This is a genomic window from Cellulomonas sp. Root485 (assembly GCF_001426705.1).
In the GTDB taxonomy this organism is placed as follows: domain Bacteria; phylum Actinomycetota; class Actinomycetes; order Actinomycetales; family Cellulomonadaceae; genus Cellulomonas.
The window spans coordinates 503,795-519,685 of record NZ_LMFC01000003.1; the positions used below are offsets into that span (position 1 = coordinate 503,795).

18 protein-coding genes are annotated in these 15,891 nt (G+C 73.8%); 3 read left to right on the forward strand and 15 right to left on the reverse strand.

The window, feature by feature from the left end; genetic code table 11:
• Positions 1 to 13: 13 nt before the first annotated feature.
• The 5 genes from ASD16_RS16155 to hisC all read right to left on the reverse strand — a co-directional run bounded on the left by ASD16_RS16155 (position 14) and on the right by hisC (position 5,575).
• Positions 14 to 649 (reverse strand): hypothetical protein, encoded by a 636-nt coding sequence (locus ASD16_RS16155; RefSeq protein ID WP_055919708.1) that lies wholly within the window; start codon positions 647 to 649, stop codon positions 14 to 16.
• 29 nt (positions 650 to 678) lie between these two features.
• A complete protein-coding gene (locus ASD16_RS16160; RefSeq protein ID WP_055919711.1) occupies positions 679 to 2,223 on the reverse strand; it encodes a dihydrolipoamide acetyltransferase family protein in 1,545 nt (514 codons plus the stop codon).
• Positions 2,224 to 2,233: 10 nt separating this feature from the next.
• Positions 2,234 to 3,220, reverse strand: coding sequence for an alpha-ketoacid dehydrogenase subunit beta (locus ASD16_RS16165; protein WP_055919714.1), 987 nt, complete (start codon positions 3,218 to 3,220; stop codon positions 2,234 to 2,236).
• Positions 3,217 to 4,350, reverse strand: a complete 1,134-nt coding sequence (gene pdhA, locus ASD16_RS16170) for a pyruvate dehydrogenase (acetyl-transferring) E1 component subunit alpha (RefSeq protein ID WP_055919717.1) — start codon at positions 4,348 to 4,350, stop codon at positions 3,217 to 3,219. Before pdhA ends, ASD16_RS16165 begins: the two co-directional genes overlap by 4 nt.
• 157 nt (positions 4,351 to 4,507) lie before the next feature.
• The gene (hisC, locus tag ASD16_RS16175) at positions 4,508 to 5,575 is read right to left on the reverse strand and encodes a histidinol-phosphate transaminase (RefSeq protein WP_082570961.1); all 1,068 of its coding nucleotides are present in this window, start codon (positions 5,573 to 5,575) and stop codon (positions 4,508 to 4,510) included.
• A 172-nt stretch (positions 5,576 to 5,747) separates the two neighbouring features.
• On the opposite strand from hisC, the gene ASD16_RS16180 reads away from it, so the two are divergent.
• Positions 5,748 to 6,158, forward strand: coding sequence for a phage holin family protein (locus ASD16_RS16180; RefSeq protein WP_055919724.1), 411 nt, complete (start codon positions 5,748 to 5,750; stop codon positions 6,156 to 6,158).
• On the opposite strand, the gene ASD16_RS21815 is transcribed toward ASD16_RS16180, so the two are convergent.
• Both ASD16_RS21815 and ASD16_RS21950 read right to left on the reverse strand, forming a co-directional pair.
• On the reverse strand, positions 6,148 to 7,635 hold the full coding sequence (locus tag ASD16_RS21815; protein ID WP_055919727.1) for a hypothetical protein: 1,488 nt from the start codon (positions 7,633 to 7,635) through the stop codon (positions 6,148 to 6,150). The genes ASD16_RS16180 and ASD16_RS21815 overlap by 11 nt on opposite strands.
• Positions 7,632 to 7,859: a hypothetical protein gene (locus ASD16_RS21950; RefSeq protein WP_055919730.1), complete on the reverse strand. Its 228-nt coding sequence runs from the start codon at positions 7,857 to 7,859 to the stop codon at positions 7,632 to 7,634. Before ASD16_RS21950 ends, ASD16_RS21815 begins: the two co-directional genes overlap by 4 nt.
• Positions 7,860 to 7,948: 89 nt before the next feature.
• Here ASD16_RS21950 and ASD16_RS21525 point away from each other — a divergent pair, with 89 nt between their 5' ends.
• Complete coding sequence (locus ASD16_RS21525) at positions 7,949 to 8,905, forward strand: DMT family transporter (RefSeq protein ID WP_162250313.1); 957 nt, start codon at positions 7,949 to 7,951, stop codon at positions 8,903 to 8,905.
• Here the strand turns inward: ASD16_RS21525 and ASD16_RS16200 are convergent.
• The 8 genes from ASD16_RS16200 to ASD16_RS16235 form a co-directional block, all read right to left on the reverse strand.
• A complete protein-coding gene (locus ASD16_RS16200; protein ID WP_157453974.1) occupies positions 8,902 to 9,414 on the reverse strand; it encodes a hypothetical protein in 513 nt (170 codons plus the stop codon). The two genes, ASD16_RS21525 and ASD16_RS16200, sit on opposite strands and share 4 nt — an antisense overlap.
• The gene (locus ASD16_RS16205) at positions 9,411 to 10,682 is read right to left on the reverse strand and encodes a DUF58 domain-containing protein (RefSeq protein WP_055919739.1); all 1,272 of its coding nucleotides are present in this window, start codon (positions 10,680 to 10,682) and stop codon (positions 9,411 to 9,413) included. Before ASD16_RS16205 ends, ASD16_RS16200 begins: the two co-directional genes overlap by 4 nt.
• The gene (locus ASD16_RS16210; protein ID WP_055919742.1) at positions 10,679 to 11,671 is read right to left on the reverse strand and encodes a MoxR family ATPase; all 993 of its coding nucleotides are present in this window, start codon (positions 11,669 to 11,671) and stop codon (positions 10,679 to 10,681) included. Before ASD16_RS16210 ends, ASD16_RS16205 begins: the two co-directional genes overlap by 4 nt.
• On the reverse strand, positions 11,668 to 12,153 hold the full coding sequence (locus ASD16_RS16215) for a hypothetical protein (protein ID WP_055919745.1): 486 nt from the start codon (positions 12,151 to 12,153) through the stop codon (positions 11,668 to 11,670). Before ASD16_RS16215 ends, ASD16_RS16210 begins: the two co-directional genes overlap by 4 nt.
• Positions 12,150 to 12,869 carry a DUF4129 domain-containing protein gene (locus tag ASD16_RS16220; RefSeq protein ID WP_055919748.1) on the reverse strand — a complete coding sequence of 240 codons (720 nt, stop codon included), beginning with the start codon at positions 12,867 to 12,869 and terminating at the stop codon, positions 12,150 to 12,152. The genes ASD16_RS16215 and ASD16_RS16220 overlap by 4 nt, the downstream gene beginning before the upstream one ends.
• Before the next feature lie 50 nt (positions 12,870 to 12,919).
• Positions 12,920 to 13,267, reverse strand: coding sequence for a hypothetical protein (locus tag ASD16_RS16225; RefSeq protein ID WP_055919751.1), 348 nt, complete (start codon positions 13,265 to 13,267; stop codon positions 12,920 to 12,922).
• A gap of 68 nt (positions 13,268 to 13,335) precedes the next feature.
• Positions 13,336 to 13,710 (reverse strand): DoxX family protein, encoded by a 375-nt coding sequence (locus tag ASD16_RS16230; RefSeq protein ID WP_055919754.1) that lies wholly within the window; start codon positions 13,708 to 13,710, stop codon positions 13,336 to 13,338.
• A 151-nt stretch (positions 13,711 to 13,861) separates the two neighbouring features.
• Positions 13,862 to 14,377, reverse strand: a complete 516-nt coding sequence (locus ASD16_RS16235; RefSeq protein WP_055919757.1) for a hypothetical protein — start codon at positions 14,375 to 14,377, stop codon at positions 13,862 to 13,864.
• A 64-nt stretch (positions 14,378 to 14,441) separates the two neighbouring features.
• On the opposite strand from ASD16_RS16235, the gene purB reads away from it, so the two are divergent.
• Positions 14,442 to 15,869: an adenylosuccinate lyase gene (gene purB / locus ASD16_RS16240; protein ID WP_055919761.1), complete on the forward strand. Its 1,428-nt coding sequence runs from the start codon at positions 14,442 to 14,444 to the stop codon at positions 15,867 to 15,869.
• Positions 15,870 to 15,891 lie beyond the last annotated feature (22 nt).

The following is a 15,891-nucleotide window of genomic DNA, read 5'->3' on the forward strand; positions in this document are numbered from 1 at the left end:
GCTCCGGGATCGGTTACGACCCGTCGAGCAGACGCCGCTCGTAGGCCGCCACCACCATGGCGACGGTCCACTCCTCGGTGCCGACGGCCTGGTCGCGACCGACGTACGGCCCGCGCCCCCGCTCGGCACCCAGCCAGCACGCCTCGTCGAGGAACACCGCACGCGCCTGCGCGAACGACCGCGACGCGAACAGGGTGCTGGTCGTGCCGGCGTCCCGGTAGCCGACGGTGAAGCCCTCGTCGAAGGTGATCGCCTCGTGTGCGGTCGTCGCGCCGATCGCGAAGTCGACCCCGTCGACCAGGTCGTTGTCGAGGGCGTCGTCGCGCAGGTCGGCAAGGTCCGCGGACGACGGCTGCGACGCGACGCCGGTCGCCACGTGTCCGGACGGGCGCGCGTCGGACACCTTGACCAGGATCCGGAACCGGCGCAGGTCGCGCACGGTCAGCGGGACGCGGGTGGTGTCCAGGAACCGGTACGTGCCGGCGTCCTCCTCCAGCAGCACCAGACCGTCGACGACCAGGGGGTTGGCCACCTCGACCCGGTACCGGTGCGCGTCCGGCCTGCCCGTGCCCGGCCGCAGCACGACCCCGCGCTCGTACCCGACCCGTTCGAGCTCGAGGTCGTCGTGCTCGGTCAGGGTCCGGATCATCGGGTGAGTGTCACATGGCCGATGCCGGCTCAGCCCCAGACGAGGCCGTGCGACGGGTCGTGCAGCACGCGGGCGACGTCCGCGAGCACCTGCGAGCCCAGCGCCCCGTCCACCAGCCGGTGGTCGAAGCTCAGCGCCAGCTGCGTGACGTGCCGGATCCGGATCTTGCCCTTGTGCACCCACGGCTGCTCCCGGATGGCGCCGAACGCGAGGATCGCCGCCTCCCCCGGGTTGATGATCGGCGTACCCGTGTCGATGCCGAAGACGCCGACGTTGGTGATCGTGATGGTGCCGTCGGACATGTCCGTGGGCGACGTCTTGCCGGCCCGCGCGGTCGCCGTGAGGTCCGCGAGCGCGGTCGCCAGATCCTTGAGGTTCAGGCGGTGCGCGTCCTTCATGTTGGGCACGACGAGCCCGCGAGGGGTCGCCGCCGCGATCCCGAGGTTGATGTAGTGCTTGTAGACGATCTCCTGCGTCGCCTCGTCCCAGCTCCCGTTGATCTCCGGGTGCCGGCGCACGGCGAGCATCAGGGCCTTGGCGGCGATCAGCAGCGGGGTGACGCGGACGTCGGCGAACTCGCGGTCGGCCCGCAGGCGCTCGACCAGCTTCATCGTCTTGGTGACGTCGACCGTGTGGAAGACCGTGACGTGCGGGGCGGTGAACGCGCTGGTGACCATGGCCTCCGCGGTCCGCTTGCGCACCGACTTCACGGGGACGCGCGTCTGGCGGCCGTCCGAGGAGACCGTGCCGCTGGCCAGCCAGGGGGCGTCGTCGCCGGGGTACGTGGCCAGGGTCCGCGCCTCCGCCTGCGCCGCACGGCCGAGCACGTCCTCGCGGGTGACGATCCCACCCGGGCCCGTCGGCGAGATCGAGTCCAGGTCCACGCCCAGCTCGCGCGCCAGCTTGCGGACAGGGGGCTTCGCGAGAGCGTGGCGGGTGGCCTCGCGCTGCGAGGAGGTGGCTGCCGCAGGTGCCGACGGGGTCGCGGCAGCAGGTGCCGACGGGGTGGCGGCAGCAGGTGCCGACGGGGTGGCGGCAGCAGGTGCCGACGGTGTGGTCGCGGCCGGGGAGCCGTCGGCGGTCCGGCCGCGGCGGCCGGTGGCCGGCTCGGCGAGCCCGTAGCCGACGAGGACTGCCTCGCGCGCAGCGGGCTCGGCGTCAGGCTGAGGTGCGCGGCCTGCGCGGGCTGCGGCGATCTCGTCGGAACCCCCGGGCTCCACGCCCGCGTGCCGGTTCCCTCCACCGCGGTGGCCGTGCTCGATGGCGCCGCCGCCGGTCGGAGCCACCGAGGCCTCGTCAGCCGGCGCCGGCTCGGGGGCGGCGCCGCCCGGGTCCGTGTCCACCTCGATGATCGGCGTCCCGACGTCCACGGTCTGACCGGGCTCCACCAGGAGGCGCGTCACGACACCCGACCACGGGCTCGGCAGGTCCACGAGCGACTTCGCGGTCTCGATCTCGACGATCGTCTGGTTGACCTCGACGGTGTCGCCCACGGCGACGTGCCAGGCGACGATCTCGGCCTCGGTCAGGCCCTCGCCCGCGTCCGGGAGCGGGAACTGCTGGAAGGTCGGCACGGGGGTCTCCTCAGAAGGCCAGCGAGCGGTCGACGGCGTCGAGGACGCGGTCGAGCCCGGGCAGGTAGTCGTGCTCGATCTTGGCCACCGGGTACGGGGTGTGGAAGCCGCCGACGCGCAGGACGGGCGCCTCCAGGTGGAAGAAGCAGTCCTCGGTGATGCGCGCGGCCACCTCGGCGCCCGTGCCGTACAGGACGGGGGCCTCGTGCACGACGACGCAGCGGCCGGTCCGCTGCACCGACGCCGCGACCGTGGCGGTGTCGAGCGGCGAGAGGGTCCGCAGGTCGACGACCTCGATGCTGGTGCCCTCGGCGGCAGCCGTCTCGGCGGCCTTGAGCGCGGTCTGCACGGTGGGTCCGTACGCGACGAGCGTGAGGTCGGTGCCCGTGCGGAGGACCTTCGCGGTGTCGAGCGCGGGGTGCGGGGCGTCGACCGCGGCGTCCAGGTCGACGTCACCCTTCTCCCAGTAGCGGCCCTTGGGCTCGAAGAACAGCACCGGGTCCGGGGAGGCGATCGCCTGCTGGATCATCGTGAAGGCCTCGGCCGGGCTGGACGGGCTGATGACCCGCAGGCCGGCCGTGTGCGCGAACAGCGCCTCGGGCGACTCGCTGTGGTGCTCGACCGCGCCGATCCCGCCGCCGTACGGCACGCGGATGACGACGGGCAGGTTCAGCCGCCCCTTCGACCGGTAGTGCATCTTGGCCAGCTGGGTCGTGATCTGGTCGAACGCCGGGAAGATGAAGCCGTCGAACTGGATCTCGCACACGGGCCGGTAGCCGCGCATCGCGAGCCCGATCGCGGTCCCGACGATGCCCGACTCGGCGAGCGGGGTGTCGACGACGCGGTCCTGGCCGAAGTCCTTCTGCAGACCGTCGGTCACCCGGAAGACCCCGCCGAGCGCCCCGATGTCCTCGCCCATGAGGAGCACCTTGGGGCTCTGCTCCAGCGCCTTGCGCAGCCCGTGGTTGATCGCCTTGGCGAACGTGATGGTGGTCATCGGTGGCTCCCCTCGCCCTCCAGGAACGAGGCCTCGTACGCCTCGAACCACTGGCGCTCGGACTCGACGACCGAGTGGGGCGTCGCGTACACGTGCTCGAACATCGACGCGGCCGACGGGCGGCCCATGGCGCGCACCGCGATCCGGATGCGCTCACCGAGCGCGTCGCCCTCCGCAGCCAGGGTGTCGAGGTAGTCCTGCGGCAGCTCGCCACAGTCCTCGAGATACACCCGCAGCCGGTCGATCGGGTCGCGCTGGCGCCAGTACTCCTCCTCGGCGGCCGAGCGGTAACGGCTCGGGTCGTCCGACGTGGTGTGCGCGCCCATCCGGTACGTGAACGCCTCGATGAACGTCGGACCCCCACCCGATCGCGCCCGCTCGAGCGCCTCGGCCGTCACCGCGTACGTGGCCAGGACGTCGTTGCCGTCCACCCGCACGCTCGGGATGCCGAAGCCGGGGCCGCGGTCGGCCAGCGGGACGCGGGACTGCCGGCTGGTGGGCTCGGAGATGGCCCACTGGTTGTTCTGGCAGAAGAAGACGACCGGGGCGTTGTTCACCGCGGCGAACACGAGCGCCTCGTTGACGTCACCCTGCGAGGTGGACCCGTCACCGAAGTACGTGACGACCGCCGAGTCCCGTGCCGGGTCGCCCGTGCCGACCGCGCCGTCGCGCTGCAGGCCCATCGCGTAACCCGTGGCGTGCAGCGTGTGCGAGCCGATGACCAGCGTGTACAGGTGGAACCCGTACGCCGTCGGGTCCCAGCCGCCGTGGTCGATGCCACGGAACAACCGCAGCACGTCCGCCAGGTCGACGCCGCGCGTGTAGGCGACCCCGTGCTCGCGGTAGCTGGGGAACACCTGGTCCTGCGCGGCCAGCGCGCGGCCGGAGCCGATCTGCGCGGCCTCCTGGCCCAGGCACTGCGCGTAGAGGGCCAGCTCGCCCTGGCGCTGCAGCGACGTCGCCTCGTTGTCGAACCGCCGGACGAGCACCATGTCGCGGTAGAGCGCGCGCAGGGCGTCGGCGTCGAGGTGGGCGATGAGCGGGTCGTAGTCGGGGTGTGCGGTGCGCTGCCCGGTCGGGGTCAGCAGCTGCACGAGGCCGTCGTCGGTCTGGGGGCCGTTCGGGACCACGCGGTTCTCCTTCGCGGTGCAGCGGCGGGTGGGCCGCGCCGGGGTGAGGCTCGAAACCTACGACAGCGTAGGCTACGGCACCGTAGGTTTCTCGCAAAGGACCCCGACAAGCCTCGATGAGCGACCTTGTGGAGTGTCTACACCTCCCCCCGAACCGTCAGCGAGCGAGCCACTCCGCGGTGATCTCGAGCAGCAGGTCGGTCGCCTCGGGCTCCCCGACGCTCACCCGGACACCGTCTCCCTGGAAGGGCCGGACGAGCACCCCGGCACGCCCCGAGCGCTCCGCGAACGCCGACGCGTGGTCGCCCAGCGCGAGCCAGACGAAGTTGGCCTGGCTGTCCGGGACGGTCCAGCCCTGCTTGCGGAGACCGCCCAGGAGCCGAGCACGTTCGGTGACGATCGCGTCGACCCTGGTCATGAGCTCCGCGGTCGCGCGCAGCGACGCGAGGGCGGCGAGCTGGCCGACGTGGGAGACACCGAAGGGGGTGGACGCCGCCCGGATCCCCGCCGCGAGGCGAGGACGCGCGACCGCGTAGCCCACCCGGAGACCCGCCAGACCGAAGGCCTTGGAGAACGTGCGCAGCAGGACCACGTTCGGGTTCTCCGCGAACACCGCCAGGCCGTCGGGCACCTCCGGGTCGCGGACGAACTCGACGTACGCCTCGTCGAGCACGACGAGCACGTCCTTCGGGACCGCCGCGAGGAACGTGGCCAGCTCGTCGGCGTGCACGGCCGGACCGGTCGGGTTGTTCGGGGTGCACACCAGCACGACCCTGGTCCTCGGGGTGACCGCGGCCGCCATCGCCTCGAGGTCGAGCCGCCCGTCGTCCCCCACCGGGACGTGGACGCCCTGGGCGCCCGCCAGGGTCACCGCGATCGGGTACGCCTCGAACGACCGCCACGGGACGACGACCTCGTCGCCCGGCTGGCACACCGCGGTGAGCACGTGCCCCAGCACCGCGACGGAGCCGCACCCGGCGACGATGTTCTCGGGCGCGACCCCGAGGGACGTCGCGATGGCGGCGACCAGCTCGGTGGCGTACATGTCCGGGTACCGGTTGATGTCCTCGGCTGCGTCGGAGATGGCGAGCACCACCGACGGCAGGGGCGGGTACGGGTTCTCGTTGGACGACAGCTTGAACGCCGCGGCGCCGACCGGGACGCGAGCCCCCGGGACGTAGGGCGGCAGGTCTGCCAGGGCCGGACGCAAGGGGACGCGAGTCACGGGGCTCAGCATGCCACCGCCCGTCGCGGGCACGACCGACCGGGAGACTCTGACAGAGGCGGGGCGAGGTCGCCGGCACCGCTGGGCCGGCTCTCGCCGCGTCGCACGGGGCCGGACGAATCCGACAGCGCGTCTCGCGGCGCACCCGCGCGCCCGATGGCAGGATCGGCGCATGGCCTTCCTCGTCCGCGTGCTCATCAACGGCGTCGCCATCTGGTTCGCGACGCTGATCCTGCCCGGCCTGACGATCGTCGGCGGCGACAGCAACTGGGAGACGCTCGGGATCATCCTGCTCATCGCGCTGGTGTTCGGGCTGGTCAACGCCATCGTCAAGCCGATCGTCGCGTTCATCTCGATCCCGCTGTACATCCTCACGCTCGGCCTGTTCACCATCATCGTGAACGCCCTCATGCTCATGCTCACCGCCTGGATCACCGAGGCGACCGACTGGGGTCTGCGCATCGACAACTTCGGTGTCGCGTGCTGGGGCGCCATCATCATCTCGGTCGTCAGCCTGGTCCTCTCGGTCCTCGTCCCCGGCCCCCGCGTGGAGCGCTCGTCGTCCACCGAGGTCAGCTACTAGGCCACAGCCGGGGCGGTTGCGCGGCGACGACGGCCGGGTCCCGCGTCACCTGGAACTGCCGCGTGACCGCAGTCGTCCCCTCCGGCCCGAGCACGTCCCGGGCAGCCGCGTCGAACGCCCGCATGCCGGGACTCCCCGCCAGCTCGTCCTCCGCCTGGACCGCGGTCTCGACGTAGCGGCGCATGGCGTGCGCGTCGTCGATCGAGCGCGCGTCCGGCCTCCCGGTGACGCTCAGGTCGCGCTGGACCACCGTCACCTGCTCACTGGTCTGGCGAGCGATGCCATCCAGCTGGGGTACCAGCTCTCCGGTGTGCTCGTAGTGCCGCACCTGGACGCCCGACGGCGCACCACGGGGAATGTCAGGCGTCCCGGCCGTCACGACAGCGCGCACCGAGTACAGGCCGCCGACGGCTGCCGCCACCGACATCGCCGCCATCCCGCCCTGGCTGTGCCCGGCCAGCATCACGGGCTCGTCAGGCCCGATCCGGGACAGCCGCATGGCCTCCAGCACCATGTCGGTCATGTCGTCGGGCACGCCCCCGATGAGCCGAAGGTTGGTGGTCCCGTCCATCGGGTTGTGCGCGTTGAACTCCCAGGTCTCCGTACCGGGGATCTCGATGACCCAGGCCCGCGTGCCGTCGGGGTGGGTGAGCTCCTGTACGGAGATCGCGCCCTCGGGCATTGCCAGGGTGTGCGGGGCAGGCGTGCGGTCGTATCCGGAGGCGACGTTGTCGAGGACCTGCGCCACGTTCCGCGGCACGGGCAGCTGCGGCGGGTTGGTGCGCACGAGCAGCGCGGTCGGCCCGACCGGTGGCAGGAGCCGGGCGAGGAGGCCGGCTGCCTCGGGCACCGGTCGCGTGGACGGCATCTGCCGCCCGGGTGCGAGCGAACGGACGAACGAGCCGAACGCCAGGGTCGCCAGCTCCCCGCGACCGTCAGCGGCGAGCCGGCCGACGAGGGTCTCCCCGGACCGGCTGAATCCGCGGAGGACGTGTGGCAGGACGGGACCGGGCCGCCGGGTCAGCCAGGAGTGCGCCGCACTGCCAGCGACCACCCAAGCGGCCCCGTGGGCCGCGGACCCTGCGCCGACCGCACCGACCGCCACCCCGACCAGCGGCCGTTCCCCGAGCTCGCTCGCCACCGCGACGATCCCGCCACGCAGCGCCCGGTTCGCGAACGACTCGGCCTCCGTGTACAGCTCGATCGTGCGTCGCAGCGCCGCCGCCAGCTCGCGCAGGTGGTCGGCAGCCCGCCACGGTGAGCTCGACCCGTCGCACACGGCGGTCAGCGCCCGCCGCGCCTCGATCCCGGCCGGGCTCAGCGGGTCGCACGCCTGCGCCGCCCGCATCAGGGTCCACGACGCGGTGTCGAGCCGGGCCGCCGCGCCCTCGAGCAGCCGGCAGGTGTACGCCAGCTCCTCCAGGTCGGCGACCGTCGGCCCAGGCCCGCCGAGGACGCGGTACCCGTCCCCGCTCACCAGACCCCCGTCCCGAGGTCCGCCGCGGCGACCGGCTGCACGGTGCGCTCGACCGCCGTCCGCACCGCGTGCACGCAGCCGCTCGCCTCGTCGAGGGCCGTGCGGAACCGGTCCGCGGCCTCGGACGACCACGACATCGCCGCGGCACCGCGCAGCGACCGGGACGCGCTCTCGACGTCGTCGAGCGCTCGCAGGACCAGGGGCAGACCGTCGGCGGGAGGCATGCGGAGACGCTACGAAGGAGCGCGTGCCGGCCGTCGGACACCTGTGGACGGTGGGGGGCTGTGGGCGGCTCGGTGGTTACGCTCGCGCGGTGCCACGGCCCACCTCCTCCGCGCTCGGGGTGGCCGCCGTGGTCGCCGGCTCCCTCCTGTTCGCCGTCAACGGCACGGTGGCCAAGCTGGCGATGGACGCGGGCCTCGGTCCCACGCGGCTGGTCGAGCTGCGCTGTCTCGGGTCGGCGGTCGTGCTCGTCACCGCCGCGCTCGTCGTGTCCCCCCGCAAGCTCCGCCCGACGAGCCGCCGCGAGGTCGCCGTGCTGGCCCTGCTCGGCGTCGTCGGCGTCGCGCTGGTGCAGTGGTTCTACCTGGTGGCCATCAGCCGGCTGCCCGTCGGGCTGGCGCTGCTCATCGAGTACACCGCGCCGCTCATCGTGGCGCTGTGGGCGCGGTTCGTGTTCCGGGAACAGGTGCGCGAGCGGGTCTGGTGGGCGCTGGCCGCCTGCCTGGCAGGGCTGACGCTGGTCGCGCAGGTGGGCGAGGACGTCACGCTCGACGCCGTCGGCCTGCTCGCCGCCGTCGGGGCGTCGATCGCGCTCGCCACGTACTACCTGCTCGGCGACCGCCTGCTCACCACGCGTGACCCGCTGACCACCCACGCGTGGTCGCTCGGCTTCGCCGCCCTGTTCTGGGTGGTCCTGCAGCCGTTGTGGACCTTCCCGACGAGCACCCTCGGCACCGACGTCGCCGTCCCCGGGACCACCCTCGACCCGCCGATGTGGGTGTTCGTCGTCTGGATCATCCTGCTGGGCACCGTCGCGCCGTACCTGCTGTTCCTGGTGGGCATCCAGCGGGTCGGGGCGGCCCGCGCGGGGCTGCTCGGGATGGTGGAGCCGGTCGCGGCGTCGGCCACCGCGTGGGTGGTCCTGGGCGAGTCGATGACCGCCGTGCAGCTGGTGGGTGCGGCGGTCGTCATCGGGGGCGTGATCCTCGCCGAGACGGCCCGCAGCGGACGGGATCGCGCGCTGCTGCCCGACACCGTCGCCACCTAGGGCTGCCGCGGCAGGAGCAGCGCCGCCGCCGCGATGACCGCGACCAGCGCGACCGCGCGCCACAGGTCGCCGTCCCCGAGCGCCACACCGCCGAGCACGGTCGCCACCACGGCCAGCACCTGCGCCCCCACCTGCACGGTCGCCACGTCGCGCAGCCCGTGCACCACGACGCCGAGCTCGACCCGCGTCCGCCACGACGTCCGCGCAGCCAGCGCCCCCGACCAGAGCGTCAGGTGCACCAGCAGGACCAGGAGCATGACGACGCCGAGCGCGGGCGGGTCGCCCGCGACCACCCCCGCCCCGGCCCCCAGGACGACGAGCGCGGCCAGGCCCAGCCCCGGGATCACCACGGTCGCGACGACCAGCGCGACGAGCCCGGCGACGAGCAGCGGGTGGGGCCGGGACCCGGCGAACGCGACCAGCAGGGTCGCCGCACCGAGCAGGCCGGCCACCCCGCGCACCGACCAGGCAGGCAGCGGTCGGACCAGCTCGACGGTCACCTCGCTCATCGCGCCGCCCCCGCCCTGCGCTGGGCCCGCCGCGCCAGCGACGCGAGCGCGACGTGCGGCTGCTCCCGCCACGTCACCAGCTCGACGTCGAGGTCCGCCAGCTCGGCCAGCCGGTCCTCGCGGGCCATCCGGATCATCCGCAGCGCGAGCCGCTCCCGGTCCCCGAGGTGACGCTCGCGCAGGGTCGGCAGCACGTCGACGGCGACCACCCGGTGCCCGGCGCGTCGCCACACGGACGCGACGAGGGCGGCCTCGTCGTCGAGGAACGTGGAGAAGAGCATCACCAGCGCGCCCGACGGGATCTGCGGGGCACGCAGGCGGCGCAGCGGGTCGCCCTCGGGCCGCGTCAGGGCCAGGGCGTGCCGGATGCGGTCGAGCTGTCGTCGCCCCCCGCCGGGTGGGAGCGGCCGGCGCACCGCGCCGAGGTCGTCGAGCCCCACCCGGTCGCCGAGGTTGAGGAAGCCCTGCGCGGCCGACGTGGCCGCCTGCCGGGCGAGGTCGAGCGAGGTCGGCTCGTCGGCCTTCGGCGGGATCGAGCCGCGCCACGTCATCGGGTCGGGGCCGACGTCGTCACGGGAGTCGACGACGAGCACGACGACCGCCTCCGCGAGCGCGTGCTCGCGCCGGACGTAGAGCTCGTGCAGGTCAGGGGCCCGCCGCGCGGTGACGCGCCAGTCGATGCGCCGCAGCCGGTCGCCGGGCGCGAACGGGTGCACGTCACGCAGCCCGCCGCCCTCGCCTGGCCGCCGCGACTCGTGGGCGCCGGTCAGCCCGCGCAGCCGCGGCGGCAGGGGCAGATCGCCCAGCGGGCGCGGCGCGGGCAGCACGAGGGCCGAGCGGGATGCCGACGGGCTCGGCTCGGACACGCTCGCGGCACCGGGCCCGACGCCCTGCACGTCGACGAGGGCGAGCTCCTGCGGCCCGGTGCGGACGGTGCGCACGACCATCGGGAGCCGCCGCGTGCCGTCGACCAGCACCCACGCGTCGAACAGCACGCGCGACCCGCGGCGGGCTCCGAGGAGCACGCCCGACGGGGACGCGACGACCACCTCCGCCGGCAGCGCCCCGGCGGTCGGCGGCGCGTCCGACGCCTCCAGCCGCACGGTCGGGGCCACCGACGGCCGCCGGCGCCAGTCCCGCATCCCCGCGACCAGCGGCGCTGCACCGAGCACGGCGACGTCCGGGCGCCCGAGCAGGGCGCCGAGCACCACCAGCGCCAGGCCGGCGGCGACCCCGGCCGTCGCCGCGCGCGAGCGCACCCAGGTCATAGGCGTCGCGCCGTCGTCGGGCCCGCGACGCGGGTCAGCACGTCGGCGACGACCCCCTGCGGCGCGGCGCCCGTCGCCCACGCCTGCGGGGTCAGCGAGAGCCGGTGCGCCAGCGCGGGCACGGCCACGGCCTTGACGTCCTCGGGCGTCACGAAGTCCCGGCCGGACAGCACCGCGAGCGACCGCGCGACGAGCACCAGCGCCTGCGACCCGCGCGGCGAGGCACCCACCTCGACGGCGTCGTGCGCGCGGGTGGCCGCCGCGAGGTCGACGCAGTACCGCAGGATGTCGGTGTCGACCGTCACGGCCTCGACGCCCGCCTGCATCGCGCGCAGCGTGGCGGCGTCGACGACGGTCCGCACGGACCCCATCTCCTGGCGCCGTGCGAGCCGACGGGTCAGCACGTCGACCTCGGCGTCGCGCTCGGGGTAGCCGACCGCGACGCGGACCATGAACCGGTCGAGCTGCGCCTCCGGCAGCGGGTACGTGCCCTCGTACTCGACGGGGTTCGACGTGGCCACCACGTGGAACGGGTCGGGCAGCTGGTACGTCTCACCGTCGACGGTGACCTGCCGCTCCGCCATCGCCTCCAGCAACGCGGACTGCGTCTTCGGGGCGGTCCGGTTGATCTCGTCGGCGAGGAGCAGCCCGGCGAAGACCGGGCCGGGCCGGAACGCGAACGACGCCGTCGCCGGGTCGAACACGCTCGACCCCGTGATGTCCGACGGCAGCAGGTCGGGCGTGCACTGCACCCGCCGGAACGCGAGGCCCAGGGCGGTCGCCAGGCTCCGGGCCGCCAGCGTCTTGCCCAGTCCGGGCACGTCCTCGAACAGCACGTGACCGCCGCCGAGGATGGCCGCGAGCGCGACCTTCAGGGGCTCGCGCATGCCGACGACGAGCGTCGCGACCTCGTCGAGCACCGCGCTCCCGCGGTCCGCGACCTGCGCGACGGTCAGGGTGGTGGGTTGCTGGGCGAACTGATCGGTCATGAGAGGGGGCTCCCAGCGTCGTCGTCGGTCGGTGTGCGCCTCGGTCCGAGGCGGTCGAGCACGTCCAGGGTGTGCCGCAGGTCGGCGACGCTCGGCAGCGGCGAGCGCGTGCGGGTCAGGGTGCGGTGGGCCCGCGCGCCGAGGACCTGCTCGATGTCGGCGTCGTCGATCGAGCGTCCGTGCCGCGCGAGCCTGCTCCGCGCCACGTCGCGCAGCTGCCGCAGGGCACGCTCACCGACCCGCCCGTCCCGGCCGACCATCGCCCACGCCAGGTCCTGCACCTCGCCGCGAGCGCCGTGCCGACGGTCGTAGTGCCTTCGGTCCCAGGCGGGATCGGGTGCCCCGTCCAGCCGTGTGAGCAGCAGCACGACCGCCGCCACGAGCAGACCGACGAGGGCCGAGGACGCCACCGTGAGCCCTCCCGCGAGGCACGCGACGGCGCCGACGAGGAACCCCAGGGGCGGCCGCCAGTCCCACCTCATGCGTCGTCCGCCCGCCGGGTCAGGTCGTCGGCGATCGCCGCGAGGCTGGTGCGGGCCTGGTCGACGTCGCGGGGCGTGAGGACATGCTCGGAGTATCGCGCTGCCAGGTACAGGTCCAGCAGGACGCGCGTCGCCCCGGGGTCCGCCCGCGTCGCGTCGAGGACCTCGACGGTGAACTCCGTGGCCGTCTGCGCTCGGTCTCGCACCAGCCCGCTGCGCTCCGCCGACGCCTCCAGCGCCACCCACGCCGCGATCACCGCGTCGCCGGGCGGCACCTCCTCGTCGAGCACCTGCGCCGCCCGCTTCACACCCTCGCGCAGCGCCGGGGTCGCGCCGTCCTGGACGTCCCCGGTGAGCTCGACGTCCGGGTCGGCGGCATCGGTGTCGTGCGGTGCCCGCTGGTCCAGCATCCGACGGATCCACCGGACCAGAAGCCCGAGCGCGACGGCCAGCAGCAGCGCGGCGACGAACAGGGCGACCAGGTAGATCCACCGTTGGGTCTGCAGCGGCACCTGGTCGCCGTCGAGCGCCTGCTCGACGGGCACCGGCGTCCCGGTGGTCGTCGGCGGCGCGAACGTGGGGATCACGAACGGGCCGCCCTCCGCGTTCCGCTGCACCAGCCGGAACGGCCCGGCCAGCGCGGACCCGATCACCGCGACGACGACGAACGCACCGACCAGCAGCACCGCACCGGGCCTGCGCGTCTGCGTCGCCACGGGGCTCCTCGTCGTCGGGGACCGACGGGGTGTACGCCGGTGCGCACAGGCTACTGACCGGAGAGGCTCAGCCCGCCGTCTCGCGGACCAGCGCGGCCAGCCGCCAGCGCACCGAGGATCTGCACCCACGCGGCGGACTTGCGACCGACCACGTGCCCCGGTGAGGAGATCTGCGGCCAGCGGGCCCAAGCGGGCAGCGCCTCGTAGGGCTCGACAGGCGCTGCGAACGCGCCGAGCGGCATCGCCGCCGTCCAGAGCGCGACGAGGTCGTCGGGGCTTCCGGTCAGCGTGACGCCGAGCCGGCACTCCAGCCACGGCGGTGCCGTCGGCACGAGCTCGAGCCACTGCGCGAGCCGTTCGGCGTCGCGCTCGTCGTCCTCGTGAGCTCCCTGCGTCATGAGGGGCAGTCCTGCCCTCGTCGGATCGCGAGCTATCGGCAGCTGGGACGGGTCGGCGCGGCTCGGTGTCAGAACGCGTACGGACCGAACCGCCCCCACGCGACGAACAGCGCCAGCGCGAGCAGCACCACGTTCAGCACGACCATCGGCCTCTCGTTGCGCCGCACGTGCGTGGTGATCGCGCCGACCATGACGAGGGCCAGACCGACGGCGGCGATGGGCACCAGCACCGGCGCGACGTCCAGCACGGCGGGCAGGATCAGGCCGATCGCGCCCAGCACCTCGGCGACCCCGATGGCCTTGATCACCGACGGGCTGAAGTCCTCGGTCCAGCCCAGCCCCGCCGCGGCGAGCTTCTCCTTCGACTGCGTGATCTTCAGCAGGCCGGTGGCGAGGAACGCGAGGGCGAGCAGGGCGGCGGCGATCCACAGGGCGAAGTTCATGGGCTCTTCCGACGAGGGGGAGGGACGCGGGTCGACCGGTCGCCGCTGGAGCCGAGGCCGGGACCGTCGCGCGCAGCCTAGGGCCTCGCGTTCTCGGTCCTACGACTCCGCCCATCCCGGTCCACCTGCGAGCTGACCGACGCGTACCGCCTCAGGACGACAAGCGCTTGCGCGCACGACGGGCGTGCTCGGCCGCCTGCGCTCGCACCCGCCGCGACCGCCCGTCGACCGCGAGCGCATCCAGCACCGCGAGCTGGCCGCCGTCGCGCGCGACCCTCCGCTGGAGCCAGTCCGACCACTGCTCGACGTCCAGCTCGTCCGGGCCGACACCCTCGCCCGCGACCCGCCTCGCGATCCCCACCTCGCGCGCCCTCCAGCGCGCGAACCCCCGCCGGTCCGCAGGGAGGGCCCACACCCATCGGTCCTGCTCGGCCTCGTCGACGGCCTCGACCATCTGCAGGACGATGCTCACCGCGATGCCCTCGTTCGGCTCGAGACCGACGAGCCGGAGCAGCACCGGATTCGCCTCGGGGCGACGCAGCGCCTCGTCGTAGAGCGGCCAGCGTCCGTGCTCGTCGTCGTCGACGGCGTCCGGCGGGACGTCCATCCCGACGACCGAGGCGAGCGCCGTGAGGGCGTCGAGAAGTGCGGCGTCCTCACTCCGCATGCCCGACCTCCCTCGGTCCCGGACACGGCCGATCCCGTCCTGCCCGCTCTGGGATGATGCCTCCATGACCTCCCCCGCACGTGTCCGGCTCGCGGACGTCACCCCGCACATCGCCCTCGGCCCACTCGACGGCCGGTACCGTGCCGCCGTCGCGCCGCTGGTCGACCACCTGAGCGAGGCGGCGCTGAACCGGGAGCGGGTGCACGTCGAGGTCGAGTGGCTGATCCACCTGACGGCGAACGGAGTGGTCCCGGGTGCCCCGGCGCTGACGGACGAGGACGTGGCGTACCTGCGGGAGGTCGTCGCGACGTTCGGGCCCGACGAGGTGGCGGAGCTGGCGGCGATCGAGAAGATCACCGTGCATGACGTCAAGGCCGTCGAGTACTTCCTCAAGAGCCGGCTCGCGGCTGCGCCGGAGGGGTCGGCGCTGCGTGAGGTCGGGGAGCTGGTCCACTTCGCGTGCACCAGCGAGGACATCAACAACCTCTCGTACGCGCTGATGGTCCGCGGTGCCGTGCAGGATGTCTGGGCGCCGGCGGCGACGGCGCTCGTCGACCAGGTGGCCGAGCTCGCGCGGTCGCTGAAGGACCAGCCGATGCTCGCCCTGACGCACGGGCAGCCGGCGACGCCGACGACGCTGGGCAAGGAGCTGGCCGTACTCGCGCACCGGCTGCGGCGCCAGCTCACGCGGATCGGCGGCGACGAGTACCTGGGCAAGCTCAACGGCGCGACCGGCACGTACGGGGCGCACGTCGTCGCGGTGCCGGGTGCGGACTGGCCGGCCGTCAGCAAGGCGTTCGTCGAGCACCTGGGACTGACCTGGAACCCGCTGACCACGCAGATCGAGTCGCACGACTGGCAGGCCGAGCTCTACGCGGACGTGGCGCGGTTCAACCGGGTGCTGCACAACCTGGCGACGGACGTCTGGACGTACATCTCCCGCGGGGTCTTCATCCAGATCCCGGTGGCGGGGGCGACGGGCTCGTCGACGATGCCGCACAAGGTCAACCCGATCCGGTTCGAGAACGCCGAGGCCAACCTCGAGCTGTCGAGCGCGCTGCTGGACACCCTGGCCAGCACGCTGGTGACCAGCCGGCTGCAGCGCGACCTGACGGACTCCACGACGCAGCGCAACATCGGCCCGGCGTTCGGGCACTCGCTGCTGGCCATCGACAACGTGGCGCGCGGGTTGCGCGCGCTGTCCGTCGACGAGGCGCTGCTGGCGCGGGAGCTCGACGAGAACTGGGAGGTCCTCGGCGAGCCCGTCCAGTCGGCCATGCGCGCCGCCTCCGTGGCGGGGGTCACCGGCATGGAGAACCCGTACGAGCGGCTCAAGGAGCTGACCCGTGGCCGGCGCCTGACGGCCGCGGACATGCGCGAGTTCATCGGCAGCCTCGGGCTTCCCGACGACGTCGCCGCGCGGCTGGCCGAGCTCACTCCTGCGTCGTACACCGGGCTCGCGGACTCCCTCGTGGCCTACCTCGACGCCTGAGCAGGCCCGATACACCCGTTCG

Excerpts from the sequence above, each read along its gene's own strand:
- ASD16_RS16155 (WP_055919708.1), bottom strand. The coding sequence starts at position 649 with ATGATCCGGACCCTGACCGAGCACGACGACCTCGAGCTCGAACGGGTC.
- ASD16_RS16165 (WP_055919714.1), bottom strand. The coding sequence starts at position 3,220 with ATGACCACCATCACGTTCGCCAAGGCGATCAACCACGGGCTGCGCAAG.
- ASD16_RS16180 (WP_055919724.1), top strand. The coding sequence starts at position 5,748 with ATGGCCTTCCTCGTCCGCGTGCTCATCAACGGCGTCGCCATCTGGTTC.
- ASD16_RS21950 (WP_055919730.1), bottom strand. The coding sequence starts at position 7,859 with ATGCCTCCCGCCGACGGTCTGCCCCTGGTCCTGCGAGCGCTCGACGAC.
- ASD16_RS16200 (WP_157453974.1), bottom strand. The coding sequence starts at position 9,414 with ATGAGCGAGGTGACCGTCGAGCTGGTCCGACCGCTGCCTGCCTGGTCG.
- ASD16_RS16205 (WP_055919739.1), bottom strand. The coding sequence starts at position 10,682 with ATGACCTGGGTGCGCTCGCGCGCGGCGACGGCCGGGGTCGCCGCCGGC.
- ASD16_RS16210 (WP_055919742.1), bottom strand. The coding sequence starts at position 11,671 with ATGACCGATCAGTTCGCCCAGCAACCCACCACCCTGACCGTCGCGCAG.
- ASD16_RS16215 (WP_055919745.1), bottom strand. The coding sequence starts at position 12,153 with ATGAGGTGGGACTGGCGGCCGCCCCTGGGGTTCCTCGTCGGCGCCGTC.
- ASD16_RS16225 (WP_055919751.1), bottom strand. The coding sequence starts at position 13,267 with ATGACGCAGGGAGCTCACGAGGACGACGAGCGCGACGCCGAACGGCTC.
- ASD16_RS16230 (WP_055919754.1), bottom strand. The coding sequence starts at position 13,710 with ATGAACTTCGCCCTGTGGATCGCCGCCGCCCTGCTCGCCCTCGCGTTC.
- ASD16_RS16235 (WP_055919757.1), bottom strand. The coding sequence starts at position 14,377 with ATGCGGAGTGAGGACGCCGCACTTCTCGACGCCCTCACGGCGCTCGCC.
- purB (WP_055919761.1), top strand. The coding sequence starts at position 14,442 with ATGACCTCCCCCGCACGTGTCCGGCTCGCGGACGTCACCCCGCACATC.